Raw genomic sequence first — 23,939 nt, 5'->3', positions numbered from 1 at the left:
TTTGCTCTTTCTTTTTCTTTTTCCGCTATATAGATCACCTTCAGCTACGGTTTTTCCGTTGGGAACCGTCAAATACGCTCCGGCCTTACCTAACCTCATCATAACATGACTTTTTCAGAGTCCAGAAAGGAGCGCAAGGAGTTCCTCTCTTCGTTTTTTCTGGGCAAAAAGCGCAGGGGCGACGGCCTTTTCAAGTGGGTAGTGATAGGAGGCGCCGCGTACACCCTGTGTATGCTCGTCCTGGTGGTCTTTGCGGTGGCCGACGGCTCGCTCCCCGTGCTTCTCTACCAGGGCCTCGGGTTCTTTACGGGCACCAGCTGGAACCCCGTGGAAGGCAGGGAGTCGTACGGGGCACTTCCGTACGTCATCGGCACGCTTGCAAGCTCGGGCATCGCCATGGCGATAGGCGTGCCCATAAGCCTCGGAATCGCGGTGTTTATCACCGAAATCGCGCCCTCTAAAGTTGGCACGCCGATAGGCTTTGTAGTTGAAATCCTGGCGGCAATACCGAGCATCGTCTACGGCCTGTGGGCGCTTTTCGTATTCCGGTTCTGGATACTCGACTACATCGAGAATCCACTGTACGACACGTTCGGCCAGTCCCTGTCGTTCTTTGGCCCCGGCCCGTTCGGGCTTGACATCTTTACTGCCGGAATCGTTCTTGCCATCATGATAATTCCCATCGTTTCAGCGATCTCGCGCGAGGTGCTCCGGGCCGTGCCAAACTCGCAGCGGGAAGCCGCGTACAGCCTCGGCGCCACGCACTGGGAGACCGTCTGGCACTTTATCTTTCCGTACGCCAAGGCCGGAATCCTCGGCGCGGCAATCCTCGGGCTGGGCAGGGCCGTAGGCGAGACGATGCTCGTCACCATGGTCATCGGAAACACCGTGGGGCTTGCGGCAATCCCGGACGGCCTGTTCGCTCCCAGCCAGACGCTTTCCAGCCTGATAGCCAACGAGTTCAACGAGGCCGCGTCGCCGCTGCACGCCTCCGCGCTCATCGGGCTCGGCGCGACGCTGTTCATACTCACGATGGCCATAAACATCGGCGCGCAGATCCTCGTATCGAGGATGGTCAAGGTAGCCCCGGGGGCCAAAGAGTGATAACATGCACTCCAGGCAGGATCGCAAAAAGATAGTTCAGGACGCAGTGGTCCGCACAAACGCCCGGCGCCAGCTCGTGAACAAATTGTTCACAATAGTTACGATCGGCTGCATAGCGGCGGCGATGATCCCGCTTGGGAGCATCCTTGTCGAGGTTGTCAAAAACGGCATGGGCGCCATCACTGCGGAATTCCTGACGCAGCCGCAGGGCTCCATAATAGAGGGAGACGGCGGGATAGCGCCGGCGATACAGGGCACGCTCCTCGTGGTCGCGCTGACGTCGCTCATAGGAGTTCCGGTGGGCGTCCTTGCGGGAATCTACCTTTCCGAGTACGCCCAGAACAACAAGTTCGCCCGCGCGGTGCGGTTCTTTAACAACGTCATGACCGGCCTGCCGTCTATAGTCATCGGCATAGTGGGCTACATCGTGATCGTGCTCACGATAGGGTCGTTCAACATCACCGCCGGCGCCGTTGCATTATCCATAATCATGATACCCATCGTGGTCGGCGTGACGGAGGAGACGCTGAAGCTCGTGCCAAACTCTGTCCGCGAGGCCGGCCACTCGCTTGGCATACCAAAGTGGAAGGTGACCCTCTTTATCACGCTGATGGCCGCAAAAAGCGGCGTTTTGACAGGCATTGTCCTTGCAATTTCCAGAATAGCCGGCGAGACTGCGCCTCTCATCATGACTATTCTAGGCACAAGCTTGTTCTTCCAGGGCTTTTCCGGGCCCGTCGACGCGCTCCCGCTCAGGATATGGCGCCTCGCCTCGCTTCCGTACGAGCACGCGCACTCGTTCGGCTGGGGCGCCGCGCTCATACTGATACTGATAGTGCTGTCGCTCTCCTTCGCGCTCAGGTTCTTTGTATTGAGGCGCACGGGCGGAAGAGCCCCAACCCTCAAGCTCTAAGGGCTCTATAGTGCGCTATGTGATCTATTTAGGCAATCGATAATTAGCCAAAAGCCAAAAGGACTTTAATGACGAGTGAGGAGTATGTCAGTAGTACTAATCCAGATTATCAGGTTTCACAAAAAAAAGCGTCGCCAAAGCCGGGCTACAAGGTCTCGGTCCAGCGCCTCAATTCCTGGTTCTTTGACAAGCAGGCGCTAAAGTCTATCAACCTTGATGTCAAGGAGAACACGGCTACTGCGCTCATCGGCCCGTCCGGCTGCGGCAAGACCACCCTCATACGCTCGCTCAACCGCATGAACGAGATGACCCTCGGCGCCCGGGTGGAAGGGAGCGTCTTTCTCGACAGCACTGACATTTACGGCAGGGGCACCGACCCTGTCTTGATAAAGCGCAGGATTGGCATGGTGTTCCAAAAGCCAAACCCGTTTCCCACGATGAGCATCTTTGACAATGTGGCTGCAGGGCTGAAACTGAACGGCATTAGGGACAAAAAGATGCTCTCCGAGATAGTGGAGGAGAGCCTAAAGGGGGCCGCGCTGTGGGAAGAGGTGAAAAACGAGCTGGGCAAGCCAGGCATCAGCCTCTCCGGCGGCCAGCAGCAGCGCCTCTGCATAGCCCGCGCCCTCGCGATGCAGCCCGAAGTGCTCCTGATGGACGAGCCGACGTCCGCCCTCGACCCGATAGCGTCCTCGAAAATAGAGGAACTGATTCACGAACTGAAAAAAGACCTGACCGTGATAATTGTCACGCACAACATGCAGCAGGCCGCCCGCGTCTCCGATTACACCGCCTTCATGTACTTGGGCGAGCTCGTCGAATACGGCCCGACCAAGCAGATATTTGAAAACCCGGACAAGGAGCTGACCGAGCGGTACATCTCTGGCAAGTTCGGGTAATAGCAAGAAGAAGCATATACACCACAAAGGTATTTTCACATCATGACCCGGCTCCTCGACTATGGCCTGCGCAGCATGAGCAACCTGATAATGGACATGGCCGAGCTTTCCGTGCGCTCTGTCGACACCGCCATCGAGCTGTATGAAAAGGGCGACGGCGACAAGTCGCAAAAGATATTCGAGTGGTCGGAGCAATTGCGGGTGCTGCAGGACGAGGTGACTGAGCTTGCTGTGGAGCTTATCGCCAGGTACCAGCCGGTGGCCACCGACCTGCGCTTTATCCGCTCGTGCATCGAGATCTCGTACGGCTTTTCGCGCTTTGGGCGCTACGCCTACGACATCGTCGACGTGATGGGGATGATGGGCTCGGTGTCGCATTGCGACAAGGGCCCCGTGATGGAGATGGCCGACACCGCCCGCAAGATGATACACGCAAGCGTGGAGGCGCTAAAGCTAAGGGACAGGGAAGCTGCACAAAAGCTGTACGAGATGGATGACACGGTCGACGCCCTGTACAGGAAATACGTGCGCGAGGCGATAACGCCAAGCACGAAAAAGGGCTCTAACGACTTGGTGAAGGACCCACGCTGCTACGTTTCCAGCCTGCTCATCCTGCGCTACCTGGAGAGGATAGCGGACCATGCGTGCTACATCGGCGATTCCGTATACTACATCGTGACCGGAACTTCGAGTCCGCGCCGGTAAGGGCACTACTATATAGTGTCTATAGAACACGTGGCCGCGTATAGCACGCCATAGTCTATTCTCGTAAACCGTTTATCCACAACTTCTCGATCCTCAACACATATTGAGAACAGCAGCAACTGCTACTACTGCCGCCGGCACGACGGCAGCAGCAGACCATAAAGAAGTCCGCAAGGTGCAGTTCACCGGCAGGTCCACCTACGTGCTTTCCCTGCCAAAGAGGTGGATAGAGGAGATGCACCTGCACGCCGGCGACCAGGTGACGCTTGTGCGCGAGACTGACAACTCGCTTTCCATAGTCCCAACGAACACCGGCCCGGCAGAGTCGCTTGCCGAGGCGACGGCGATAATAGTTTCAAGCGAGGGCGAAAGCTCACTCCGGCGCAAGGTGGTGTCGATGTACCTCGCCGGCTACAACATCATCCATCTGAAGCTAAAGGCGGGCCGGATAAACCCCACGCTGCGCGACGCCGTCCGGGATGTGGTGAGGCGCAACCTAGTCGGCACCGAGATGATAGCCGACGCCTCTGACATTATTACATTACAAGTATTGTTGTCATTGCCCGAGCTTTCGGTCAACACGGCCATCAGGCGCATGTACCTCATCGCCTCGTCGATGCACCGAGATGCCATGACCGCGCTTTCAGAGCTGAACCTAGAGCTTGCAAGGGAGGTGATAAAATCCGACGACGAAGTCGACCGGTTCAGCCTCTACGTCTTGCGGAACCTGGTGATGGCGACGCAGAACGGCCGCGTGCTGCGAGAGATGGGACTAAAGAACCCGTCGGACTGCCTGAGCTACCGCGTGGCCGTAAAGAGCATCGAGCGCGTGGCCGACCACGCGTGCGGCATCGCAGAGATGGCCACGAAACTGAAGGACAAGATACCGAAAGAGACTCTGCAAAAGATAGAAAAGATGAGCTACCTTGCACTGACCGTGCTCGGCGATTCCGTCGAGGCGCTCCTGCGCCGGGACTATCAGCTGGCAGACAAGACTGTCGACCAAGTGGAAGGCGTGCACCCGCTTGAGGAGGACGCGCTGGTGTCCGTGGAAAAGTCCCGCGACCCGGCGAGCCTGAAACTTGTGTTTGAGGACATCAGGCGCACCGCGGAATACGCAAGCGACATTGCAGAGGCTGCGCTCAATGAGACGATTGAAGAAGTAATAGAGAAGAGTAGCACCGCCCGCAAGTGACAGTCAATCAGGCAAATGGGACGAGGACTGCCAGTATCACTATTATTATCACTGGCATCAGCCTGCGCATCCTGACGTTCGCCTTCATTGCCTCCTGCTCTTTCTTTTGGTCGACAAGCCTCGTCTGCAGCACCAGCGACAGCAGGTTGTTCAGGAACAAAGCATAGGCTACTATCATCACCTTGTCCATGAGAGTGAGATAGCCTATCGGCGGAAGCTGGCTTGCCGCGCTCAGGTGCGCGGCCACGGCCGCAAGGAGCGTCGACGATGCAAGGCCGATTCTTGCCCCAAAATGGGCAGGGCTCATCCAGAAGGCCAGCATCGCTATCGTGGTTATTATCAGAATGGGAAAAACCGTCTTTAGAAAAGACGACAGAGGAGTGCGCTCTAGCGCGAACGTAAAGACATAGCGCGAGAACGTGCCTTCGCGGTAGTGGTGGTCGACGACTTGTGAGCTGCTGCCACCTAGCGTCCACCCAGGCACGTTTATCAGGTCGTCAAAGCCGCTTGACGCAGTGTCCGGCTTTAACACCAGCTTTTCCACCGGCTCAAAGCCCTCGACCTCAACTGTTAGCTTTTGCGTGTCAAACGGGTAGTTCCTGAAATCCATGTTCTTGACAAACGTGCCCTTTACCCGCGCCTCGTAATAGTTCGTCTCCACCAGCGAGGGCGTGACGTTGGCGTTGAGCGCGTTCATGAAATCAAAGCGCGGGGCGTTTTTTGTAAAGTTGGCATTAGGGTTGTCCGAGGCAAACCAGATGTAAAAGTCAATGTCGTACGAGCCGGCCTGCAGGTCAGTCTTGCCGACGTTGACGAGGTACACTCCTACCGTGCGGCTTTCCGGCTTCTCTTCTGCAAACGCCAGATTTGTTGTGGCAGGGATCAAGGCCGCAAGCGCTGCAAGCGACAGCGCCGCTGCTATTTTGTACAACCCTTCATTGCTTGGACAGAGACTATTTGCATTATGGCTATTTTTTTCTCGAATACTGGGTCCAGCTGACCTTTTTCTTTTTCTTGTCAGACGGCAGGCCGCTGCTTCCGTCCAGCTTTTTCATTATGAAGAGGTACTTGAAGCCCCGCAGGTAAAAGTTGAACCGCAATGCCCGATTGTGCCAAACACCGGTGTTTGACGTCTGGCCGCGCCTGGCAAGGCAGATTATGTCGACAGTTTCAAAATGCCTGCACAGGCGCTCGTACACCTTGAATCCGACGGGCGTGAATTTCTTGTGTACCCACTGATCGCCAATCACCCAGCCTATGGCCTTGCCGGGCTTCATCACCCTGTGGCATTCTGCCATCACCTTTTCCAGCTCGTCGTAAAACTCGTCAGTTTCCGCAGAGATCTTGCCGATGTTGCCGGGCTGGTCGTTGTAGTCGATGTTGTCGCCGTACGGCGAGTCGATGAACACCATGTCTACGCTTTCGTCCGGCAACGGGATTTTGCGCGCGTCATTCTGGACTATCTCTGGCCTGACCGGCGAAATGTCAAACGCCCTGCACTTTCTGCCCTCCTCCTTGCAGACGTCAAGCGTAGTGCCGCTTCCTGCCATCGGGTCGAGCACGAGATCGCCCGGGTCGGTGTAGCGCTTGACCATGTTGTATATCGCAAAAGCCGGCGTGACTCCGGCGTACTTGTTGCTCCCCTTGGGCGTCCTGCCGTAGCTCTGCCGGGGATAGTCCCACAGCGTAGTCGATTCCAGCCGGGGCTTTTCGTCTTCCTCGTCCTTCTCAAACGAGACAAGATTGCCGTTTGGGTTTTTCAGATAGCTGGAAAGAGCCTCTGCGGCAGCGGGCGGCAGCGCGTCGCGCCAAGAAAGGCCCATCTGCAAAAGGATTTTTTTTGCGCCCTTTACCGAGAGCACCTTGCCGTCCTGCATCTTTTCCACCCTCACCTGGTACGGGTACCTGCCGGCCCAAGCCGCAGGCTCTATGTCCTTTTTTCCGGCAGAGACCGCCGCAAAAGTGCCATACAGCACGTCGGTGTCAAGGTTCAATAGAAAGAGCGGGTCGCCCTTTTTTATCGCAAGTACCCCTTCGCCGTACAGCCTGCCGGTGGCAAACAACATCCTGTCGAGGCACTCTTTTTCCGTCTTGCTGGTGCAGGCGAAAATGCGACCTTGCCTTCCTGCAGCGACAGCGGCAGCCATTCGAAAATCTGGAAAGTGCCACAGGATTTAACGGTATCGCCCCTGCCAGCAGCAACAACCTTTTACGCAACTCTTGCGAAACAATGGCATGACGACTCTGTGCTACATCTGCAACGCGAGGACGGCCACGCTTGACTGCGCCGACTGCAAGAGGCCGGTGTGCAAGAACTGCACCCGGGACTTTCCCTTCTCCCCGGGAGTCTGCCTTGAATGCGCCCAGAAGGCCAAGACGGGCCTTGGTGGGATAAGAAAGGACACGGGCGAGATCTTTTAATCCCGATGACGCGGCACTGGGTGCGTGAAAAACGCCCCGGAAGGCTGGAAGGTTCTGTCGTCGAAACAGGTGTACGGCCACCGCTACCTGTCCGTGTACGAGGACGAGCTGGACCTTGCCGGCAGAAAAAAGACCTACATACGCGGCCGGCGCCTCGACTATTCCACAATCGTGCCCTTTGCGGATGACGGCAGCATTCTCACTATAAAGAGCTACAGGCACCTCGTGGACTCGTATCAGCTAGAGGTGCCGTCCGGCTATATCGAAAAGGGCGAAACGCCGCTGGCGGCCGCAAGGCGCGAGCTGCAAGAGGAAACAGGTTATGTCGCAACAAAGATGGCCAAGGTGGGCTCGTACACACTTGACTATTCCATGTTTCAGCAGACGGGCAACGTGTTTGCCGCCTACGGCCTGAAAAACACCGGCGAAAAAAAGCTGGGCAGCATGGAAAAGATTTCGCAGGTGCGCTTTGTTCCGCTGCAAAAAGTGAAAAAGATGCTACTTGAGGGCAAGGTGCTGAACGCGGCGTCCATAGTGGCGCTGTACCGCGCCATCCATTATAACGAAGCAAGATCCGGGGAAATAATTTAAATCAGCTGGCAGCGAAGATAATACCAGGAAGAGGATATAATATGTCATCATCATCGGTAAACGAAAGCCCCAACCACTTCATGGTCCTTGACGCGATCTCAAGGGGAGTGAAATCGGTGGGCAAGATAGCCAAGGTCACAAAGCTTGACAAGGCACTCGTGGAGATGATAGTAAACGACCTAGTGGCCCAGCGCCTAGTGACAAAGACCGAGAAAAAGGGCTTTTTTGGGGGCAAGAAGGAGGAGCTGGCAGTGACAGAGACCGGAACGCGCGTGCTCGTGGCCAAAAAGCAGGAGCTAGAGCGCAAGTTCCAAGAGTTCCAGCAGTGGTACTCTAACGGCCAGACGCAGCAGCTGCAGAACTCGATGCAGAACGACAGGATGTGGCTCCCGTTCATGCTTTTCTCCGGCATAATGAACGCCATGTTCTTCATGTCCATGATGTCTTTCATGGGTGCCGCGCTGACCCCGACCGAGACGGCGCTTGCCGGCGACCAGGGTGTCGACCCTGGTGCAGGTGCCGGTGCTGACGCCGGAGCAGGGGCGGATGCTGGTAGTGGCAGTGATCACGGCGGCGGGATGGACAGCGGCGGAGGCGCAGATTACGGTGGCGGCGACTTTGGTGGCGGCGGGGACTTTAGCTTCTAGCCAGCTCTTCCTCTGCCTGCCTTTTTTTCGTTAACTGCTTGCCGGCAAGGGCCGTGACAAACACCGCGGCTGACACGAGCACTATCGTGCCTGCCGGCGCCAGGTTGAACGCGTACGAGACTGCGATGCCCGTAAGCACCGAAAACACAGACACGGCGACTGAAATCAGCGCGGTTTTCTTGAAGCCTTTTCCGAACAGGAGTGCCGTGACGTTCGGTATCACTATCAGCGCAGACACGAGCAGTATGCCCACGAGGCGCATCGACGCAACCGCCGCGACGCTTGCAAGCACGACAAATAGGTAGTTCAGTTTTGAAATCGGCAGGCCGCCCACCTTTGCCTGCTCTTCGTCAAACGTGATGTACATGAATTTCTTGTGCAGCGTTATCACGATGGCAAGTATGGCGCCAGCAAGGGCGAGGATGGCGAGCGTGTCGTTGACGCTGACAAGCAGGATGCTCCCGAACAAAAAGCTGAACAGGTCGAGCGTAAAGCCTCCAGACGCGCTGACAAGCAGGATGCCAAGCGCAAGACCGGACGACAAGAGTATCGCCACCGTCGCGTCTGCCGGTATCTTGGCCGACTGCCTCAGCTTTGTTATGCCGAGCGCGCCGGCGACGGAAAGCGCAAGGCCGGTCCACAGCGGGTATATGCCGGCCACGAGCCCGATTGCAATCCCGCCAAACGCCACGTGCGACAGCGCGTCGCCAAAGAGCGAGTTGCGCCTGAGCACCAAAAAGAGCCCTATCACAGATGTCGTTATGGCGACCGCGACGCCGGCGATGAGCGCGCGTTGCATAAAGCCAAATTCGAGGATTTCTAGAACCATATTTTTTCTCACCTAATGATTGTGGTCGTGATCGTGCATGTGCATGTGAGCCTGCATACTCGACTCCGAGTACGCCTTTAGCAGGTCCGGGTTTTCAAAGAACTCGTGCGTCTTGCCGTGGAAGAACATGCTCCTGTTGACGCACGCCACCCGCGACGCAAGCTTGTTCACGGCGTCGAGGTCGTGCGACGACCAGATTATCGTTATATTTTGCTCCTGGTTCAGCTTTTTCAAAAGCGCATAAAAGCGGTTCTGCGTTTCAAGGTCGATGCCGGTCGCCGGCTCGTCCAGTATCAGAAGCTCCGGCTCGTTCACTATGGCCTTTGCGATGAGCACGCGCTGCTGCTGGCCGCCGGAAAGCTCGCCTATTCTCCTCTCCCTGAGGGCAAGGAGCCCCACCGTGTCAAGCGCCGCCGCAATGCGCTCCTTGTCGCTCCTTTCCTTCTTTGATTTTGTAATGCCAAGCGACACTATCTCTTCCAGTGTGGCTGGAAAGTTCGAGTCGATGCTCTTTCTCTGCGGTATGTAGCCTATCCGCTGGAACACCTTCCTGTTGCCCTTGATGTCTTCGCCAAATATCCTGATGGTCCCCCTGTAGCCTCCAAGCAGGCCCAACATGCAGGAAAAAAGCGTCGTCTTGCCGGCGCCGTTTGGGCCTATCATGCCGAGCAGGTCGCCCTTTTCCACCGCAAAGGTGATGTTGTCAAGCACGAGCGTGCCCCCGTACGAGAACGAGACGCCGTTAAGCTCCACTACGTTGTGCATTCAAGCCCCTCCTTCAGGTTTGCCAAGTTTTCCTTCATCTTTTCCATATACCCTATCCCGGCCGCCCTCTCGGCGCTGCTGATGCCCTCGACGGGGCTCAGCACCAGGACCTTTGCGCCCGGGATCTCGCCTGCTATTACGTCGGACAGCCTGCTGTCCACGAGGTCCTCGGAATAGACGACCTTGATTCCAAGAGACTTGGCAAGCTGAATTGTTTCCTGTATCTTTTGCGGCAGCACTTCGCCCTCCGGCGACACTCCCTGAATGCTGTGCTGGACGAGCCCGTACCTCTCTGCAAACCACTTGAACGCGTCATGGAACGAGATAAAGTCCGACCTTTTGCAGGACGCAAGCTCCTGCCTTATTGTAGAGTCGAGCGCGTCCAGCTCGGATGAGAATTTTCTGGCGTTGTCATCGTAATAGCCTGCATTTGCCGGATCCGCCTTGGCAAACGCAGCCCGTATGACTTCGACCTGGTGCTTGGCAAGGACGGGGTCAAGCCATACGTGGGGGTTCACGCCCATGTGGCCCTCCACATCTTTCTGCACAGGCCCGAGAGAAAGGCCCTCTGTCGTGTTGACGAGTGTCTTTGCGCCAATGCCTGCGGCCCAGCTTTCAAAGCCGGCGCCGTTTATTACCAACACGTCGGCGTTCCTTGCCTTTGTCACGTCGCCGAGGGTTGGCTCCCAGTCGTGAGGCTCGATGCCCGGAGGGATAAGGCTCGACACCTCCGCCCGGTCCCCGGCGACGTGAGAGGCAAAGTCGTACAGCGGGTAGAAGGAGGTCACCACCTTCAATTTTTCCTCTTGGGAAGCAGGCGCGCTTGCTTGCTGCGCGCCGGTGTACAGCGTGGCAACCATCGCAAGCGGTATGACAACCGCGATTGCTGCAAGCGCGACCCTGCCCTGCTTCATGTTATTTTACGCCTTCTCTATGGTTATTAAGAATATATACTTTTGTTAATAATTGCTATGGAAGTATTTATAAAGTTGTTAATAACAAATGTATCCGTTGCCCATAGTAAGCGTATCGCTTAACAACGACATACTGGCCGAGATGGACATCCTGCAAAAAGCCCTCGGCTTTTCCGGGAGGTCAGAGATAGTAAGGGCAGGCATCCGCCAGCTTGCGGCGGAGGAGAAGGACAGGCAGAACCTCGTGGGCTTTATCAACGCGCTTCTCATGGTGGTGCACAACGAAGAGTCGGAAAAGCAGGTGACTGACATGAAGCACGACTATGACGACCTGATACAGACGCACCTGCACAGCAAGATCCACGGCGACAGGTGCCTGGAGGTGTTCCTGCTAAAGGGCGAGGCGGAAGGAGTCAAGCGCATGACCAAAGAGTTCCAGTCCAACAAAAAGATGGACCACGTGAAACTCATCTCAATGTAACGACATGCTTTTGTTTTTTGCAAGTCCAATCGGCCTTGGGCACGCCACGCGCGACATCGCTGTTGCCGACAAGTTGCAGGGCGACAAAATCCTCTTCATATCTGGTGTAGGTGCCGCCCGGCTCATAGAGAAAAAGGGCTACAGGGTGGTTGACGCTTACAGGCCGGAAAAGTTTATCGTGCAGGACGGCCAGCTCCAGCATTCTTTTCGATGGCTGATGAGCTACTATTCCTATTACAAGAAATGCAAAGAGGTTGCAAAAGACGTGCTTGCAGAGCACGAAGGGCTGGTCGTGAGCGACGAGGATTTTGCGTCGATAGCAGTGGCAGAAGAGGCAAAGAAAAAGCGCATCCTGATAACCGACATCACCGAGACGCATTTCACAAAGGGCGCGGCATCGCTCGTTGAAAAAAAGATGAACGGCGCCATGAAGGAAATGATGAAAAAGTGCGACCGCGTAATAATCCCGGACGTAGGCGACGACCGGGACAACGTCTCGTACGTCGGACCCATAGTGCGCGAGGCGACTGCCGACCGCGACACGCTGCGCAAGCGCTTCAATTTTTCAAGGAAGACAATCGTGGTAAGCGTCGGGGGCACGGATGCGGGCCGCTACCTGGTTGAAAGGTCGCTTGCCGCACACAGGAAATTGCGGGAAAAGCTGGATGTTGATTTGGTTGTTGTACCCGGGCCGTCATTGCAGGTCCAAGAGTCGCCGGACTATCGCAACCTAGGCTTTGTGGACAACCTGCATGAGCTGATATACGCGGCCGACCTCGTGGTTTCCCTTGCCGGCCGGTCAACGATGGACGAGTCGATTGCGTACGGCACGCCGGGGATATTCATCCCGATAAAGGGTCATTTCGAGCAGGAAGAGGGAGCCAAGCGCCTCGGCTACACGTACGAAGACATTAACAGGCTTGAATCATTGATTGAAGAAAAACTGGGCCGGCGCAATAACGACAGGACTGACGCGTCGGGCGCGCAAAAAGCCGCAAAAATCATTTCCAATCTTTCCAAGTAAAATTATCAAGATCACATGACGTCCTCTGGCTTTTCCTCGTGGCCGCACACCCGGCAGCGGTAGATCTTGAACCCTATGTGGACCATCTCGCCACCGCACCTTATGCAAAGGTCCTCTTCTTCTTCTTGCACGCCCGGCATTGGCGACGCCCGTATATTTATCAGTGATATGAGCCCCGAAAATTTGCCTTTTTAGAATCTATTTATATCAAGATGCCTTTCCCCGGTCAGTGTGTCTATCTCTGATGCAGGCGACTGCAAAAAGATAGAAGATGCGCTGAAAAGGACGCTGGACACTTTTGAAGCGCCGGCCGTCCGGGTTCTGCTATATCACCTCGCAGAAAAATACCACATCCGCTTCGAGCCGCCGTGCTCGTCAGTGGAAGAGATAGAGGCCGCGCTGTTTGACATAGCGGGCCCCGCGTCAGACCTCGTGGTAAGCAGGATGCGCTCTTTTCTTAGATGACTGTTGGCACTCATCTTTAATATAGGGAAGCTGGCACTTTAGCCTCTGCAATTGACCGCGATAACGGTTGCCAAGTTTGGCGGTAGCGCGCTCGGCGCCGACGGGGTGCTCATCCCTCGGATAATGGACCGGCTCAAGCAGATAATGAAAGAGTCCAAGGCCGTGGCCGTTTTCTCTGCCCCTTTGATAGAGTACGAAGGCAAGGTCAGCTCGATGACCGACGTCGCCATAAAGGTGGGCAGGAACTACGCCTCCTCAAATCCCGTAGAGATAGAAGTGCTGAGGGAGGTGTACGAGCGCATCGCGGCACGCCACCTCGACGAGGCGCGCAAAAAAGAGTTCCTCGACCAGCTTGACAAGTTTTACCGGCAGGTGATAATTTCGCTAAAGGGCGCTGCTGAAAACAGGCGCTTTGTGGACGTGATACGCTCCCGCACGCTTGCGTACAGCGGCGAGGTGACGATGTCCTATCTTATGGCCTACGTGATGCAGGCAAACGGGATAAAGGCGGCGCACGTTCCCATAGAGCACTGGCCCATTATTACCGACGACAACTTTGAGGCTGCAAACTTTATGGCAGACGAGTCGAGGCAGAGTGCCGACCGGTTGATAGAATTGATAGAGGAAAACGACGTGGTGTCGATGGGCGGGTTCATCGGCAAGACTGCCGACGGTCTGGAGACCACGTACGAGCGCGGAGGCTCTGACAGGACCGCGGCGGACATTGCGATAATCCTGAGCGACAAGTACGACACGAAAATATCGTTTGAAAAGGACAGCGCGGTGCTCAGTGCTGACCCCAAGATAGTAAAGGACGGCCTCGACTTTGTGCCGTACCTCTCGTACAACGAGGCGAGGATCGCCGGCATGTTTGGGATGAAGATCCTCGACCCAATTGCGATAAAGGAAATAGACGACAATGACCTCGACATACCGCTTGTCGTGACGAACATGACCAAGCCGGACAGCGTGACTGTCATAAAGCGCACGCCGCCGTCCGACGACGCGTCAAACCCGATAAAGATAGTGACGGGCAAGAAGAACTGCGCGATTGTAAGGATGGAGACCATAGCGGCGTCGCACCTGATTGCTTCATTGGAAAGCGACAAGCAGTACCACGAGTTTGTAAAGCTGTCGCCGTACGTCAAGGACGACACAGAGATGACGCGCCTCTTGTTTCTCGACGCCGACTATGTGCGCAGACACGAGCGGCATTTCCGAGCGTACTACCAAAAGGCCGAGATAGTGTACGGCAGGGCCGTAGTCACGCTGATAGGCGACGAGATGTGGCGCGTGCCGAAAATTGCGTCGACTGCGTCGAGCAACGTCAGCGAGCACGACATCAACATACTCAACCTCGACGCGCAGGAAGAGACGTCGAGGATACTGATAGTGGTTGAGGACAAGGCAAACAGCGTGGCAGAGGCGGTAAAGGCGATACACCACACCCGGGTCAGGATGCATGGGAGTGTGTCGAAATAATGACAGAAGAGGGCAAGATCTGGTTTAACGGCGCGCTGGTCGACCACGGCGACGCGAAAATCCACGTACTGACGCACGGCCTCCACTACGGCACCGGCGTCTTTGAAGGCATACGCTGCTACAAGACAGAAAACGGCGGCAGCGCCATATTCCGCCTGCAGGACCACATGCAGAGGCTCATCGACAGCGGCAGGATCTATTTCATGGACCTCGGCTTTACCCGCAAGCAGCTGGAGCAGGCGGCGGTTGACACCGTGAAGGCAAACAACATGGACGAGTGCTACATCAGGCCGATTGCATTCTACAGCTATGGCAAGATGGGAGTTAACCCGATGCCAAACAAGGTGTCAGTGGCAATAGCAGTCTGGAAATGGGACGAGTACATCAAGGGCGGTGGCGAGGAAAAGGGCGCCCGGCTCATGGTGTCCTCGTGGGCGCGCCTTGACCCAAGGACGATGCCGATGCACGCCAAGGCAACGGCAAACTATGCCAATTCTGCCCTTGCCCGCGTCGAGGCAATAAAGGCAGGCTTTGACGAGGCGATAATGCTCAACCCGCAGGGCATGGTGGTGGAGGCAAGCGCCGAGAACGTCTTTATAGTGAACAAGGACGGGTCGCTTGCAACGCCGCCGACGTCGTCAGGCGCGCTCGCCGGCATAACCCGGGAAAGCATAATCGCAATCGCAAGAGAGAACGGCATCCAGTGCGAGGAGCGCAACATCTCCCGCGACGAGCTGTACGTCGCAGACGAGGTGTTCCTCACGGGGACCGCGGCCGAGGTAAAGCCGGTGGGCGAGATAGACAACCGCACTATTGGCAGGGACGGCGGCAGGCCCGGCAGAGTCACCAAGCAACTGAAGACGCTATTTGAAGCCGTGGTTCACGGCAAGGACGACAAGTTCAGCAAAAAGTGGCTTGCGCCGATAAGCTGAGTGAGGTCTCTTATCACGACAAAGTGTATCGCAAGGTGCACCGGAAGCGCGCCGGCTACGTAAGCGCCGGCCTTTTTTGCAGTCAGCGATTTTGTGATGTACATGACGACAAGGCCGGACACGAAAATCGCCGCGTGTATTGCGCCGTTGAGCAGTATCGGCTGGTAGTAGAACACGAGGTATGTCGCGCTTGCCGCACCAGCCGCTATGCCTGCCAGCGCGTATTTGATGATCATATCATTTTTCCACCTTGCCGCCCAGCCTTGAAATGTCTTTCAATATCTGCTTTGAAATGCGCGCAAGCATCCCCGCCACCTCCTTTTCCTCGGCGCCCTTGCACACAAGGTGCACCCTTATCCTCGGAGTCGTTTTTCTGTAATAGCCCCGCGGGTGCGTCTTCAAATATACAGCGTCGCGCGGGTTTGAATCCACTATCTTTACGAGCGCCGGCGCTATCATGCCCTCCGATACTCCCGTGACGAAATAATTCACTTCTTTTGAAATAAAGCTGCCGACGCCTTTTTTCACGAGTGGCAGGATGTGCTTTTTGAAAACGGCCTTCATTTCCACCGGCACGCCCGGCACGCAGAACACCTGTATGCCTGCGTCTTCTATCACTACAGAAGGCGCGCTACCCACCGGGTTTTCAATCGGCTCCGATCCTTCAGGTATTGTGGCCATCTTTAGCCTGACCTTGTTTATCCTGTAGTGCAGGTGACGCCTCTTGTAGCTGTTTTTCAGCATCTCCACCGCGGTATCGTCGAGCATCACTTTTCTGCCCAGCGCCCGCGCGACTCCTTCAAGGGTCATGTCGTCATAGGTTGCGCCGAGGCCGCCCGTCGTCACCAGTATGTCAGGCCGGCGCAAAAGCGCCTCCTTCACCGCATCTGAAATGGCGCCCAGCTCGTCTCTGACTACCGTCACCCTGCTGACCGTGCCGCCTGCCTTCGCGACCTGCCCTGCTATCCAGTGCGCGTTGGTGTTGAGCGTGATTCCTGACAATAGCTCGTTTCCGACGCACAGGACTTCAACTATCATGCCTGGAAAATCCTGCTCAGCATGACAAGTTCCGGTCCGCTGGTCAGGCTTCCCACCACTACCGCTCTCGTGTTTGCGACTATCCCGGAAGACAGGAACGGGACCCCGCCGTTAATCGTCAATGGCTCGGCCGGCACCTGCAGCGCCTCCGACACCGCCTTTACCTCTTCCTCTGTAGCCTTTGGGTGCACGCCAGCGCCGGCGTTCGTGGCCACTATCATCGAGCCGGTCTGTACAAAGCCACCTACCTCCATCCTTGCGGCCGGCACGCCGAGCACGTCGCGCACCTGCTCGTCCACCTCGCTTTCAAGCAGCGGCGAGACAATCGCGCCGTTGTCGTTTGCCGCAATCAGGTTGCCGACAGCGGTGAACTTGCTCCTTACCCTTTCAACTTTCAAGCGCGTGCGCTCGCGCAAAAACTGCACCTCGTCCTCCTCGGCGATGGGCGGGAGCAGTATCCCGTTGTTGTTCATCACCGTCATGGGGCCAAGGAGGCGCGTGCCGGCGACCGACGCGTAGACCTCCTCCACCTGCAGGTACTCGGAGAGCTTTTCCGTCTTTGTCTCGGCAAAGCCGTGCGGGATGAGCATCACCTTGTCGTTGGCCCTGACGAAAATCCCTATGTTGGGGCTCTTGTAGACGGTGTAACGGTAGATCGCCAATTACTGTAACATGCTCGCGATGGGTGCAGGGGATATGAACCTATTGCGCACACACACGCACGCACAGCTTTATCTATTCCGCGGTGGATAATACTATGAGGCAAATTGCTGGACCTCGTTGCAATGATAGTGTCAGGGGCAGCATCGTCAGGCGCGCCGCCTCATCCCATGTCGCCGGTGGCGATGGCCTCCGTCGTCGCCGGGTCAGCCATATTCCTTGCGCTGATGGCGCTCGTGGCGCACGCCAGCTACAGGAGAAAGAAGGAATACGACTGGCACGTCGCCGAGTGGCGCAGGGCCGAAGAAGAGGCCCGGACGCAAAAGGAGCGACACGACAGGGAAGAAATGCTGCACTAGAGCCGGAATTTGCGCGGGCATACCCCGGCGCCAGTGCAGGCCATGCCGCTATTATTTTCTAAGCAGCTTGAACGCGTGGTTGCCGTTTTTCGTGCGGAAATAGTGGACCACCCACAGCATCGCAAGCGGTTCTAGCAACCGCGACCCTTCAATGCCCCCGACGTCCAAGGTCTCCCAGCCGAGCGAAAACGCAATGTCGCGCACCAGATCTTTGGCGCTGTCGTCGTTTCCACACACAAACATGGTCGGCCTGCCGCCGGCAAAGTCAGGGTGCAGCATGAGCGGGTTTCCGACAGTGTTGAACGCCTTGACAACTCTGGCATCGGGAAGCAGGCGCTGGACGGTCTCGCCGGCCGAGTCGGTGTGGCCGATTGCAAGCTTTGGCGGAGTCGAGGAAAAGTCGAGCGGGTTTGTAACGTCCATCACGACCTTGCCTGCAAAATTGGCCGGGCCGGCCATTTCAATCGCGCTCTGCGTCCCGGTCCACAGTGTCGCTATGGCAACCATGTCTTCACCAAACGCGGCGGCCTCGGAAAAGCTGCCTGCAGAAGCTTTGTCGCCGTGTTTTTCGACCCACGCAGCCACCTTTTGCGGGTCGCGCGTGCCTATCTTTACAGTGTGCCCAAGCTCGATAAAGCCGTCGCCAAGCCTCTGCCCCACCTCGCCGGAGCCGATGATTCCAATTTTCATAAGAGTCCCTAGCCAAGATGTGCATTTAAGCACTAAGAGAGGCCCTCATTCCTCTTTGAGAGCAGTTTTCTTACATACTCGTTTATCTTCTCCCTTATCGCCGGGTCGCCTTCGACCTTCTCTTTCAACTTTGAGTCGGTGTAGTCTATTGAGATATATTCAACTCTGTTTTCTTGCGCGTAATAGCGGTACCTCACTATCGCCCTCGCTTTCCTGCCTGCCTCTACCTGGAACTCTAGCGAGACTTGGCCATAAACAAAGGACGCGGGCATTGAGGTGAGCCATGAACAACAGTTAAAATAAACTGTTCCCTTACCAAGGGGGCGTATAAAATATGGAGCAAGCAGACGAAAGCCTGCCGGAGCTTGTGGAGCTGAACTATTTTTCGTTCTCGCTGATGAAGAACAACCGCGAGTTCTCGCTCCACGTCGAGTCGTCGGATTTTGGCCTCTCCATCGACTTTGCCATGAAGTACGGCGAGTTCTACGACATTGTGAACCTCATGCAGGCGGTGCTCTATGACGACGGGTACAAGGGCGGGCCCAAAGATTTGGATTACTTGGAGTTTGAGAAGGACAACGAGAACGGCGAGTACTGTCTTGTCATCGGCAAGTACGTCTCCAGCTTTGCTCTGTACTACAAGGATGACATGGAGGCCAAGAAATTCCTCTCAGAGTTCCAGCGCGTCGCAGGCGCGTTTGACAAGTAAGCTTTATCCTCCGCTTCACTGCAGCAGGTGTCGTTGCCGCCAAAGCGCACCATTTCGCCCGAGGAAGAGCTTGAGGGCCACACGTCGGAGGTGAGGGCAATAGCAAATCGGCTGCGCACTATAATCAAGAAAACTGTCGAGGGCGCCTCGGAGACAGGCTATCCCGGCTGGCACGCAATAGGCCACAGGCATCCTGCCGTCGGCTATTTCTGCGGCATCTTTCCGGCAAAAGACAAAGTGAAACTGTACTTTGAGCACGGCTTCCACCTGCCGGACCCGGATGGGCTTTTGCTCGGCGGGCCCAAGATGCAGGTCAGGTACTTGGAATTTGTAAGCGAAAAGGAGATCAATGCAGGCGCGCTGAGCAGGTTCCTGGTAGACGCGATCGTCATGAAAGGCCTGTGACTAAAGGGTTTATTACGAGCCATTCTTTTCAAAAGAATAAGAAATGCCCAACCACTTTTACGACCGCGACATCGTCTCGATAAAGGACTTCTCCAAGGCCGACCTCGAGTACGTCTTTTCGGCGACTGACAAGATTAGGACGATGAAGCCGGGCGAGCGCGGGGAGCTTGGGAGGGGAAGGACGCTTGGCTACATATTCTACGAGCCGAGCACCAGAACAAGGATGAGTTTCGAGGCGGCGATGGCGTCGCTTGGGGGTAGTTTCATAGGCATTTCAGAGTTAAAGTCGTCGTCAGTGGAAAAGGGCGAGAGCCTAGCCGACACCATCAGGGTCATCGACCTTTACTCTGACGTCATTGTGCTTAGGCACCCGATGGACGGCTCTAGCAGGTTTGCTGCCGAGCTGTCGACAAACCCGATAATAAACGCGGGGAGCGGAAGCGAGGAGCACCCGACGCAGGCGCTGCTCGATTTGTACACAATCATGAAGGAAAAGGGCGGAATCGACGGGCTATCGATTGCAATCGTGGGCGACTTGAAGTATGGCCGGACCGTGTATTCATTGCTGTACGGCCTTGCCAACTATCGCGTCGACGTGCACCTCGTGTCGCCGCCGTCGCTTGCAGTGAGAAAAGAGTCGATATACGACATCCGGGGCAAGCTAAAGATAAAAGAGCATAATGACCTTGACGACGTGCTTGAGCACGCCGACGTGCTGTACGTGACAAGGATCCAGCGCGAGCGCTTTCCCGACGTGCAAGAGTACGAGAAAGTGAAGGGCTCGTACACGATTGACAGCGCGACTCTGAAAAAGGCAAAGCAGGATGTCGCGGTTATGCACCCGCTTCCGAGGCTAGATGAAATTTCGCATTCTATTGACCATACAAAGAACGCGGTCTACTTCAAGCAGGCGGCGTACGGAAAAGAGTTGCGCGCAGCGCTCTTGGCGCTGATGCTCAACGAAAGCCCACCGCTATAGTTGCAGCTGGCACCCTTTTTTGCCATCAGTGGGTTTTACCCGTAGGCCGAACGGTTCGGTTACAGAATTGCACATTTCTGCAAGAATCTCGACATATCTCTCTCGATCAATTCGCGTCTTTTCATCCAAGAATTCTGCAGGAGTGGTATATCTGCCGTGATAATAGTCGGTAATCACGTATCTCAATATCTGTCCAGCCTTCAGGCTCTTGCCTTCTTTGTCAAGCTGGGAAATCGAATTATTTTCAATCGTGTTCCGCCTTTGGTACTGGCCGGCGTCTTTTGACAATTGCTTGGTAAACACCATGTCATCCGCAGGAACCTTGCCGTTTCTGATGGCGCCGGCATAGTCGTCAAAAACCCGCTGGACCTCCGTCATCAGCAATCGCACATCCGCGATGCTGTTGCCCCTTGCCATTATCTCCAGGATGTCGTGCTGGAACTTTACGAAAAGAGGAGGGGTGTCATGCCGTCTGGCCTCTATCCCCCTGATCTTCAGGCTTCCGTCCTGGAAAGCTCCGAAATACCGGTTGGCCGCAGGGAGCATGTCGCTTTCCTTGGACTGGAGAAATACTATCCACTTGTAGACGCCCTCAAAGGAAATTGGAAAGCCCGTCTCTTGCTCTATCGCATTCTTCAATGCGGCGTAATCGTCCGTAGTCGCGTCTTGCTTCTGCAGCCATAGCGAATCGACTATGCCGTGCAGGACCCTAAAGCCCATCCTTTCAGCTGTCCTGCTAGCCTGGAGGAAAAGCTGCCTGTCAAAAGCGCAGACCGCAATATGGGCGTCTATCCTGCCAAATTTTGCGTTATTGAATCCAAGGTATCCAAAGGACGTGACGTTGATCCATTTCAGCACGGACTGCCTCTCGTCGTAAGCTGCCTTTAGCGCGTCGTTTGCTGTGTTCTTTTTCAGTTCCTTGTACTGGGCTCGTTTCCTAATGACTATTTCAAGCGCCTCCGGGACGATCCCTCTTCTTTTTTGACAGATATTATAGCCGAGCTCTGGAACTCTCTCCTTGGAGTCGGGGCAGCAGGGACACCTGACCGTCTCGGCAGAGATGTTTTTCCAGTACATTACGGAGGGGTAGAGGGAAGCAAAGTCAAATTCTGCCGCCTGCTCGTAGACACCCGTTCTCGGCTCAAAGACGAAACCTCCCCTGTCTGCAACCAGCAATTCCCCGTAGGTCTTGAAATGTTCCGCCAAGACCGGTTTCCACGGTACAAGCAGCCCTCGTTTGTGTGCGTGGTAGAACTGCAGGCCGCTTAGGCACTTGCCTATCGAGGCCCTGGAAGCAGTGTGGAGGGGCATGTGGCATATCCTCGCTATCTCGTACAGGCCGTGCAGCCCTGTCTCATCCAGCGTGAACGAGTTGCGGGTGTCGATGTGGATTCTGCCCCTCAACTTGACGGCAGTGGGCTTGAACTGTATCCTGCCGTACGAAAAGTACGATGTCCCTTCTTTCCTTGGCTTTCTCAGCTGCGTGGCCTCTCTGCTCAGTGAAAGAGAAATGCCGTTTTCTGTCGCCCTGTGGATGAGGTACGGAAAGACAAAAGAGTCGCCGTCTTGTACAAGTATAAAGTCGGGGTCAATTCTTGCGACTTCCCTCTCCAGCTCTTGAAAGATCTCTATTTCGGATTCGGCCTCGATTATGATTTTTTCGCCGCCTTTTACATTGAGAGTGACCGACGCTATCCTGTCGCTGAACCTTGGAAGCTTGGCTTCCTTTCTTGGGCTGACGTCAAGGGTCAGGATTTTTAGTGCAGGCACCGCATAGGTGGTGTACCAGACATCATCCAATACATCCCACTTGAAGATAGGGCTGGAGGGGTCGACCTCGCAATACGCCAGCGGAAAAAGTTCGTGCTCGTAAAAGTATGACTGTGCCGGCAAAAGGTCGACGTTGTACAGTCTGAACTTGCCAAACGGGCCGAGAAGCTCTATCCTCTCTGCAAGCCGCGTCGCCACGTCTGCTCGGCTTAACTCCAGCCGCAGGACTTGCGACTTTTCCCTGTCCGTCACCCGCTCGTACCTGGAGACTATTTCATGCGCCCTGACTGCGGACGGCAGGTCGATGTTCCGCAGGACTGACAAGAGGTCAGCCTTGTCATCAGTGGCAACGTATATCGAAGGTGTCCAGCTACTTTCAAGCCTGAGCGTCCTGCCGTTTTTTTCCTCCTTGAACCAAAAGACCATCTTGTCTTTTGACGGATACGCATCAAGCAGCCATCCTCTGACCGTCATGCGCTTTTCCTTGCTCTTACCTGCTCTATGAGCCAGTTTATCATCCGCTGCTGCTGGAATACCAGAGCCATCAGCAGGGCTTCTGTGGGAAATGGCTCTCCTTTGGCATTGATGGCAGTTGCATAGATGCGACAGTTGGCCAGCATTGTCGTGAACAGCTTTCTGTCCTCTGCCCGGAGGCTGTCAGCAAAGCCCTTCCAAGACTCGATTTCTCTGGGCAGTACGTCCTTATCTGGAAATAGGCTCACTGACCCTGACCTCCTCTGTGCCTAATTTTTCGCTGATCTTGACAAGTTGCTTGTAATGGTGGAAGATGATGGCCATGAAGATCGGTTGTATCCTTACCGGCTTTGCAGCGTAGGAACAGGCAGAGATGTAAAGCCGGGAAGTGGCAAACATCCTGTCAAACTCTTTCCTTTCTGCCTTGGAAAGGGCGCTCCTGAACGGCTTCCATTCTGCCTCTTCGTACATCTGTGCAAGCCGGAATGCGGGTATGGTGCGTCCCATTTTTTTATTCCACCTTGACAAGCCTCAGGGCCTTTTCTGGCAGGATGATTTCTTTGGATCTGTACGAATTTGAGGAGACAAGTCTGATGTCGCTTTCTGCATCATCATAGTGGATTTCGATCCTGTTTTTGAGCTTGGCAAACATGTCTTTGTACCCTAGCATGTTGTCCGTCGTGATGACTATGAGCGCCCTGTCTGAAACCCTCTTTATTGCTGTCATAACTTCCCTAAACAAACGTCTTGCCTCCTTTTGATCCACCTGCGGATCTTGGGTAAACAGGGTCAGGATACCGGAAATGATGACAAGCTTGGAGCCAAACCGCTCTATGGCTTTTGGGAGCTCGTAAATGATGAGCCACGCCAGCTGGTGGATGGTAAAAGCCCTGCTGACCACTATTCCTTCGAGGACTTTTTTAATATCAAGGCCGTACTGTCTGGCAAAATTCACGCACTGGTAAATGTCGGAATTGTTCCCGCCGTCGATGAACAAAACAGACGATTCAAGGCCGCCCAGTCGCCTTGGAAGCAAGGCTCGTACGGACAGCCTGCTTGCAAGCAAAGTTGTTTCCTTTGGCCCTATGATGCAGAGGATATCGCCTATCCTTGACCCTAGAAAGAAAGCATCCAGTTGTTTCAGGCCGAAAGTGAGGACCGGGATTGATTGTGCTATCTGGAATTCTGGTAACAGCACCTCTTTTTGTTTGGACTGGCGGACCTCCAAGGTCTCAGACAGCAGGTTTCCGCAATGGGGACAAGCTTCGATAATCTTACTAGGATCGACGTTTGTCGTTGTGCATTTTAGCAATGAATTGCATTTTGAGCAGAAATATTGCAAGGTTTGGTTGCGATTGAGCATACAGCTGAACCTGCCGCTTTGCCTATAACCCAGCTAGCACCTTAGGGGGAGGGGGTATGTTGTAACATGTTAACACATGTAATGTCATTATGTGACATTTCATTTGAACACCTCTTCTTCAGAGA

Annotated in this window: 31 protein-coding genes; 17 read left to right on the top strand and 14 right to left on the bottom strand. The window is 55.3% G+C overall.

Translation table 11 applies throughout. The features are described 5' to 3' along the window. The first annotated feature begins 105 nt into the window (after positions 1–105). The 5 genes from pstC (at position 106) to ACYOR7_RS12770 (ending at position 4,816) form a co-directional block, all read left to right on the top strand. Positions 106–1,104 carry a phosphate ABC transporter permease subunit PstC gene (pstC, locus tag ACYOR7_RS12790; RefSeq protein WP_479914151.1) on the top strand — a complete coding sequence of 333 codons (999 nt, stop codon included), beginning with the start codon at positions 106–108 and terminating at the stop codon, positions 1,102–1,104. A gap of 4 nt (positions 1,105–1,108) precedes the next feature. Continuing rightward, positions 1,109–2,017, top strand: a complete 909-nt coding sequence (gene pstA, locus ACYOR7_RS12785) for a phosphate ABC transporter permease PstA (protein WP_479914150.1) — start codon at positions 1,109–1,111, stop codon at positions 2,015–2,017. A 68-nt stretch (positions 2,018–2,085) separates the two neighbouring features. Continuing rightward, entirely contained in the window at positions 2,086–2,916 is an 831-nt protein-coding gene (pstB, locus tag ACYOR7_RS12780) for a phosphate ABC transporter ATP-binding protein PstB (RefSeq protein WP_294805562.1), read from the top strand. A gap of 42 nt (positions 2,917–2,958) precedes the next feature. After that, entirely contained in the window at positions 2,959–3,621 is a 663-nt protein-coding gene (locus ACYOR7_RS12775) for a phosphate signaling complex PhoU family protein (RefSeq protein WP_294805563.1), read from the top strand. A gap of 103 nt (positions 3,622–3,724) precedes the next feature. Continuing rightward, positions 3,725–4,816 (top strand): PhoU domain-containing protein, encoded by a 1,092-nt coding sequence (locus ACYOR7_RS12770; RefSeq protein ID WP_479914149.1) that lies wholly within the window; start codon positions 3,725–3,727, stop codon positions 4,814–4,816. Between the two features lie 7 nt (positions 4,817–4,823). Here the strand turns inward: ACYOR7_RS12770 and ACYOR7_RS12765 are convergent, their stop codons facing one another. Further along, a complete protein-coding gene (locus ACYOR7_RS12765) occupies positions 4,824–5,747 on the bottom strand; it encodes a ligand-gated ion channel (RefSeq protein WP_479914148.1) in 924 nt (307 codons plus the stop codon). A gap of 37 nt (positions 5,748–5,784) precedes the next feature. Beyond that, complete coding sequence (locus ACYOR7_RS12760; RefSeq protein WP_479914147.1) at positions 5,785–6,963, bottom strand: DNA methyltransferase; 1,179 nt, start codon at positions 6,961–6,963, stop codon at positions 5,785–5,787. Positions 6,964–7,051: 88 nt separating this feature from the next. Between ACYOR7_RS12760 and ACYOR7_RS12755 the strand changes: the two genes are divergently transcribed. The 3 genes from ACYOR7_RS12755 to ACYOR7_RS12745 are packed head-to-tail and all read left to right on the top strand — an operon-like array spanning position 7,052 to position 8,475. Next, positions 7,052–7,237 carry a hypothetical protein gene (locus ACYOR7_RS12755; RefSeq protein WP_294805567.1) on the top strand — a complete coding sequence of 62 codons (186 nt, stop codon included), beginning with the start codon at positions 7,052–7,054 and terminating at the stop codon, positions 7,235–7,237. Positions 7,238–7,261: 24 nt separating this feature from the next. Beyond that, positions 7,262–7,828, top strand: coding sequence for an NUDIX domain-containing protein (locus tag ACYOR7_RS12750; protein WP_479914146.1), 567 nt, complete (start codon positions 7,262–7,264; stop codon positions 7,826–7,828). A gap of 41 nt (positions 7,829–7,869) precedes the next feature. Further along, entirely contained in the window at positions 7,870–8,475 is a 606-nt protein-coding gene (locus ACYOR7_RS12745) for a MarR family transcriptional regulator (RefSeq protein ID WP_479914145.1), read from the top strand. On the opposite strand, the gene ACYOR7_RS12740 is transcribed toward ACYOR7_RS12745, so the two are convergent. Genes ACYOR7_RS12740 through ACYOR7_RS12730 form a run of 3 tightly spaced genes read right to left on the bottom strand, consistent with a single transcriptional unit; the run spans position 8,465 to position 10,983 of the window. Beyond that, complete coding sequence (locus ACYOR7_RS12740; RefSeq protein ID WP_479914144.1) at positions 8,465–9,304, bottom strand: metal ABC transporter permease; 840 nt, start codon at positions 9,302–9,304, stop codon at positions 8,465–8,467. The two genes, ACYOR7_RS12745 and ACYOR7_RS12740, sit on opposite strands and share 11 nt — an antisense overlap. Before the next feature lie 12 nt (positions 9,305–9,316). Continuing rightward, positions 9,317–10,069, bottom strand: coding sequence for a metal ABC transporter ATP-binding protein (locus tag ACYOR7_RS12735; protein WP_294807605.1), 753 nt, complete (start codon positions 10,067–10,069; stop codon positions 9,317–9,319). Beyond that, the gene (locus ACYOR7_RS12730) at positions 10,057–10,983 is read right to left on the bottom strand and encodes a metal ABC transporter solute-binding protein, Zn/Mn family (RefSeq protein WP_479914143.1); all 927 of its coding nucleotides are present in this window, start codon (positions 10,981–10,983) and stop codon (positions 10,057–10,059) included. The genes ACYOR7_RS12735 and ACYOR7_RS12730 overlap by 13 nt, the downstream gene beginning before the upstream one ends. A 97-nt stretch (positions 10,984–11,080) precedes the next feature. Here ACYOR7_RS12730 and ACYOR7_RS12725 point away from each other — a divergent pair, with 97 nt between their 5' ends. The 5 genes from ACYOR7_RS12725 to ACYOR7_RS12705 all read left to right on the top strand — a co-directional run bounded on the left by ACYOR7_RS12725 (position 11,081) and on the right by ACYOR7_RS12705 (position 15,367). Next, positions 11,081–11,464 carry a CopG family ribbon-helix-helix protein gene (locus tag ACYOR7_RS12725; RefSeq protein ID WP_294807598.1) on the top strand — a complete coding sequence of 128 codons (384 nt, stop codon included), beginning with the start codon at positions 11,081–11,083 and terminating at the stop codon, positions 11,462–11,464. A gap of 10 nt (positions 11,465–11,474) precedes the next feature. Continuing rightward, the gene (locus tag ACYOR7_RS12720) at positions 11,475–12,488 is read left to right on the top strand and encodes a glycosyltransferase (RefSeq protein ID WP_479914142.1); all 1,014 of its coding nucleotides are present in this window, start codon (positions 11,475–11,477) and stop codon (positions 12,486–12,488) included. Between the two features lie 231 nt (positions 12,489–12,719). Then, complete coding sequence (locus ACYOR7_RS12715; RefSeq protein ID WP_479914141.1) at positions 12,720–12,953, top strand: hypothetical protein; 234 nt, start codon at positions 12,720–12,722, stop codon at positions 12,951–12,953. Positions 12,954–13,004: 51 nt separating this feature from the next. Beyond that, positions 13,005–14,435, top strand: coding sequence for an amino acid kinase family protein (locus ACYOR7_RS12710; protein WP_294807590.1), 1,431 nt, complete (start codon positions 13,005–13,007; stop codon positions 14,433–14,435). Then, on the top strand, positions 14,435–15,367 hold the full coding sequence (locus ACYOR7_RS12705; RefSeq protein ID WP_294807588.1) for a branched-chain amino acid transaminase: 933 nt from the start codon (positions 14,435–14,437) through the stop codon (positions 15,365–15,367). The genes ACYOR7_RS12710 and ACYOR7_RS12705 overlap by 1 nt, the downstream gene beginning before the upstream one ends. Here the strand turns inward: ACYOR7_RS12705 and ACYOR7_RS12700 are convergent. The 3 genes from ACYOR7_RS12700 to ACYOR7_RS12690 are packed head-to-tail and all read right to left on the bottom strand — an operon-like array spanning position 15,316 to position 17,067. Beyond that, positions 15,316–15,603 carry a hypothetical protein gene (locus ACYOR7_RS12700; RefSeq protein ID WP_479914140.1) on the bottom strand — a complete coding sequence of 96 codons (288 nt, stop codon included), beginning with the start codon at positions 15,601–15,603 and terminating at the stop codon, positions 15,316–15,318. The genes ACYOR7_RS12705 and ACYOR7_RS12700 overlap by 52 nt on opposite strands. Position 15,604: 1 nt before the next feature. Further along, positions 15,605–16,405, bottom strand: a complete 801-nt coding sequence (locus ACYOR7_RS12695) for a competence/damage-inducible protein A (RefSeq protein ID WP_479914139.1) — start codon at positions 16,403–16,405, stop codon at positions 15,605–15,607. Then, positions 16,402–17,067, bottom strand: a complete 666-nt coding sequence (locus tag ACYOR7_RS12690) for a translation initiation factor IF-6 (protein ID WP_294807581.1) — start codon at positions 17,065–17,067, stop codon at positions 16,402–16,404. The genes ACYOR7_RS12695 and ACYOR7_RS12690 overlap by 4 nt, the downstream gene beginning before the upstream one ends. 105 nt (positions 17,068–17,172) lie before the next feature. Here ACYOR7_RS12690 and ACYOR7_RS12685 point away from each other — a divergent pair, with 105 nt between their 5' ends. Next, positions 17,173–17,424 (top strand): hypothetical protein, encoded by a 252-nt coding sequence (locus ACYOR7_RS12685; protein ID WP_294807578.1) that lies wholly within the window; start codon positions 17,173–17,175, stop codon positions 17,422–17,424. A gap of 51 nt (positions 17,425–17,475) precedes the next feature. On the opposite strand, the gene ACYOR7_RS12680 is transcribed toward ACYOR7_RS12685, so the two are convergent. Both ACYOR7_RS12680 and ACYOR7_RS12675 read right to left on the bottom strand, forming a co-directional pair. Beyond that, positions 17,476–18,114, bottom strand: a complete 639-nt coding sequence (locus ACYOR7_RS12680) for an NADPH-dependent F420 reductase (protein WP_479914138.1) — start codon at positions 18,112–18,114, stop codon at positions 17,476–17,478. Positions 18,115–18,146: 32 nt separating this feature from the next. After that, entirely contained in the window at positions 18,147–18,386 is a 240-nt protein-coding gene (locus ACYOR7_RS12675; RefSeq protein WP_479914137.1) for a hypothetical protein, read from the bottom strand. Positions 18,387–18,448: 62 nt separating this feature from the next. On the opposite strand from ACYOR7_RS12675, the gene ACYOR7_RS12670 reads away from it, so the two are divergent. Genes ACYOR7_RS12670 through pyrB form a run of 3 tightly spaced genes read left to right on the top strand, consistent with a single transcriptional unit; the run spans position 18,449 to position 20,207 of the window. Beyond that, positions 18,449–18,823, top strand: a complete 375-nt coding sequence (locus ACYOR7_RS12670; protein ID WP_294807709.1) for a hypothetical protein — start codon at positions 18,449–18,451, stop codon at positions 18,821–18,823. A gap of 33 nt (positions 18,824–18,856) precedes the next feature. Next, entirely contained in the window at positions 18,857–19,228 is a 372-nt protein-coding gene (locus tag ACYOR7_RS12665; protein WP_479914136.1) for a DUF1801 domain-containing protein, read from the top strand. A gap of 43 nt (positions 19,229–19,271) precedes the next feature. Next, positions 19,272–20,207, top strand: coding sequence for an aspartate carbamoyltransferase (pyrB, locus tag ACYOR7_RS12660; RefSeq protein ID WP_479914135.1), 936 nt, complete (start codon positions 19,272–19,274; stop codon positions 20,205–20,207). Here pyrB and ACYOR7_RS12655 read toward each other — a convergent pair. From ACYOR7_RS12655 to ACYOR7_RS12640, 4 genes are read right to left on the bottom strand one after another with little or no spacing between them, the layout of a single operon-like run. Continuing rightward, positions 20,202–22,451, bottom strand: coding sequence for a DNA polymerase domain-containing protein (locus tag ACYOR7_RS12655; protein WP_479914134.1), 2,250 nt, complete (start codon positions 22,449–22,451; stop codon positions 20,202–20,204). The two genes, pyrB and ACYOR7_RS12655, sit on opposite strands and share 6 nt — an antisense overlap. Next, a complete protein-coding gene (locus tag ACYOR7_RS12650) occupies positions 22,448–22,699 on the bottom strand; it encodes a DUF8156 family protein (protein WP_294807698.1) in 252 nt (83 codons plus the stop codon). The genes ACYOR7_RS12655 and ACYOR7_RS12650 overlap by 4 nt, the downstream gene beginning before the upstream one ends. Further along, positions 22,680–22,958 carry a DUF8156 family protein gene (locus ACYOR7_RS12645; protein WP_294807696.1) on the bottom strand — a complete coding sequence of 93 codons (279 nt, stop codon included), beginning with the start codon at positions 22,956–22,958 and terminating at the stop codon, positions 22,680–22,682. Before ACYOR7_RS12645 ends, ACYOR7_RS12650 begins: the two co-directional genes overlap by 20 nt. A 4-nt stretch (positions 22,959–22,962) precedes the next feature. Then, positions 22,963–23,679, bottom strand: a complete 717-nt coding sequence (locus tag ACYOR7_RS12640) for a P-loop NTPase family protein (RefSeq protein WP_294807693.1) — start codon at positions 23,677–23,679, stop codon at positions 22,963–22,965. Positions 23,680–23,939 lie beyond the last annotated feature (260 nt).

The sequence above is a fragment of the Candidatus Nitrososphaera sp. 86-2 genome (genome assembly GCF_056726185.1).
Note: the sequence above shows the minus strand (reverse complement) of the source record. Positions and strands in the feature narration are given on the sequence as shown.

Excerpts from the sequence above, each read along its gene's own strand:
- ACYOR7_RS12755 (WP_294805567.1), top strand. The coding sequence starts at position 7,052 with ATGACGACTCTGTGCTACATCTGCAACGCGAGGACGGCCACGCTTGAC.
- ACYOR7_RS12735 (WP_294807605.1), bottom strand. The coding sequence starts at position 10,069 with ATGCACAACGTAGTGGAGCTTAACGGCGTCTCGTTCTCGTACGGGGGC.
- pstA (WP_479914150.1), top strand. The coding sequence starts at position 1,109 with ATGCACTCCAGGCAGGATCGCAAAAAGATAGTTCAGGACGCAGTGGTC.
- ACYOR7_RS12745 (WP_479914145.1), top strand. The coding sequence starts at position 7,870 with ATGTCATCATCATCGGTAAACGAAAGCCCCAACCACTTCATGGTCCTT.
- ACYOR7_RS12655 (WP_479914134.1), bottom strand. The coding sequence starts at position 22,451 with ATGACGGTCAGAGGATGGCTGCTTGATGCGTATCCGTCAAAAGACAAG.
- ACYOR7_RS12740 (WP_479914144.1), bottom strand. The coding sequence starts at position 9,304 with ATGGTTCTAGAAATCCTCGAATTTGGCTTTATGCAACGCGCGCTCATC.
- pstB (WP_294805562.1), top strand. The coding sequence starts at position 2,086 with ATGACGAGTGAGGAGTATGTCAGTAGTACTAATCCAGATTATCAGGTT.
- ACYOR7_RS12675 (WP_479914137.1), bottom strand. The coding sequence starts at position 18,386 with ATGCCCGCGTCCTTTGTTTATGGCCAAGTCTCGCTAGAGTTCCAGGTA.
- pyrB (WP_479914135.1), top strand. The coding sequence starts at position 19,272 with ATGCCCAACCACTTTTACGACCGCGACATCGTCTCGATAAAGGACTTC.
- ACYOR7_RS12700 (WP_479914140.1), bottom strand. The coding sequence starts at position 15,603 with ATGATCATCAAATACGCGCTGGCAGGCATAGCGGCTGGTGCGGCAAGC.
- ACYOR7_RS12670 (WP_294807709.1), top strand. The coding sequence starts at position 18,449 with ATGGAGCAAGCAGACGAAAGCCTGCCGGAGCTTGTGGAGCTGAACTAT.
- ACYOR7_RS12695 (WP_479914139.1), bottom strand. The coding sequence starts at position 16,405 with ATGATAGTTGAAGTCCTGTGCGTCGGAAACGAGCTATTGTCAGGAATC.
- ACYOR7_RS12775 (WP_294805563.1), top strand. The coding sequence starts at position 2,959 with ATGACCCGGCTCCTCGACTATGGCCTGCGCAGCATGAGCAACCTGATA.
- ACYOR7_RS12730 (WP_479914143.1), bottom strand. The coding sequence starts at position 10,983 with ATGAAGCAGGGCAGGGTCGCGCTTGCAGCAATCGCGGTTGTCATACCG.
- ACYOR7_RS12705 (WP_294807588.1), top strand. The coding sequence starts at position 14,435 with ATGACAGAAGAGGGCAAGATCTGGTTTAACGGCGCGCTGGTCGACCAC.
- ACYOR7_RS12760 (WP_479914147.1), bottom strand. The coding sequence starts at position 6,963 with ATGGCTGCCGCTGTCGCTGCAGGAAGGCAAGGTCGCATTTTCGCCTGC.
- pstC (WP_479914151.1), top strand. The coding sequence starts at position 106 with ATGACTTTTTCAGAGTCCAGAAAGGAGCGCAAGGAGTTCCTCTCTTCG.
- ACYOR7_RS12680 (WP_479914138.1), bottom strand. The coding sequence starts at position 18,114 with ATGAAAATTGGAATCATCGGCTCCGGCGAGGTGGGGCAGAGGCTTGGC.
- ACYOR7_RS12645 (WP_294807696.1), bottom strand. The coding sequence starts at position 22,958 with ATGGGACGCACCATACCCGCATTCCGGCTTGCACAGATGTACGAAGAG.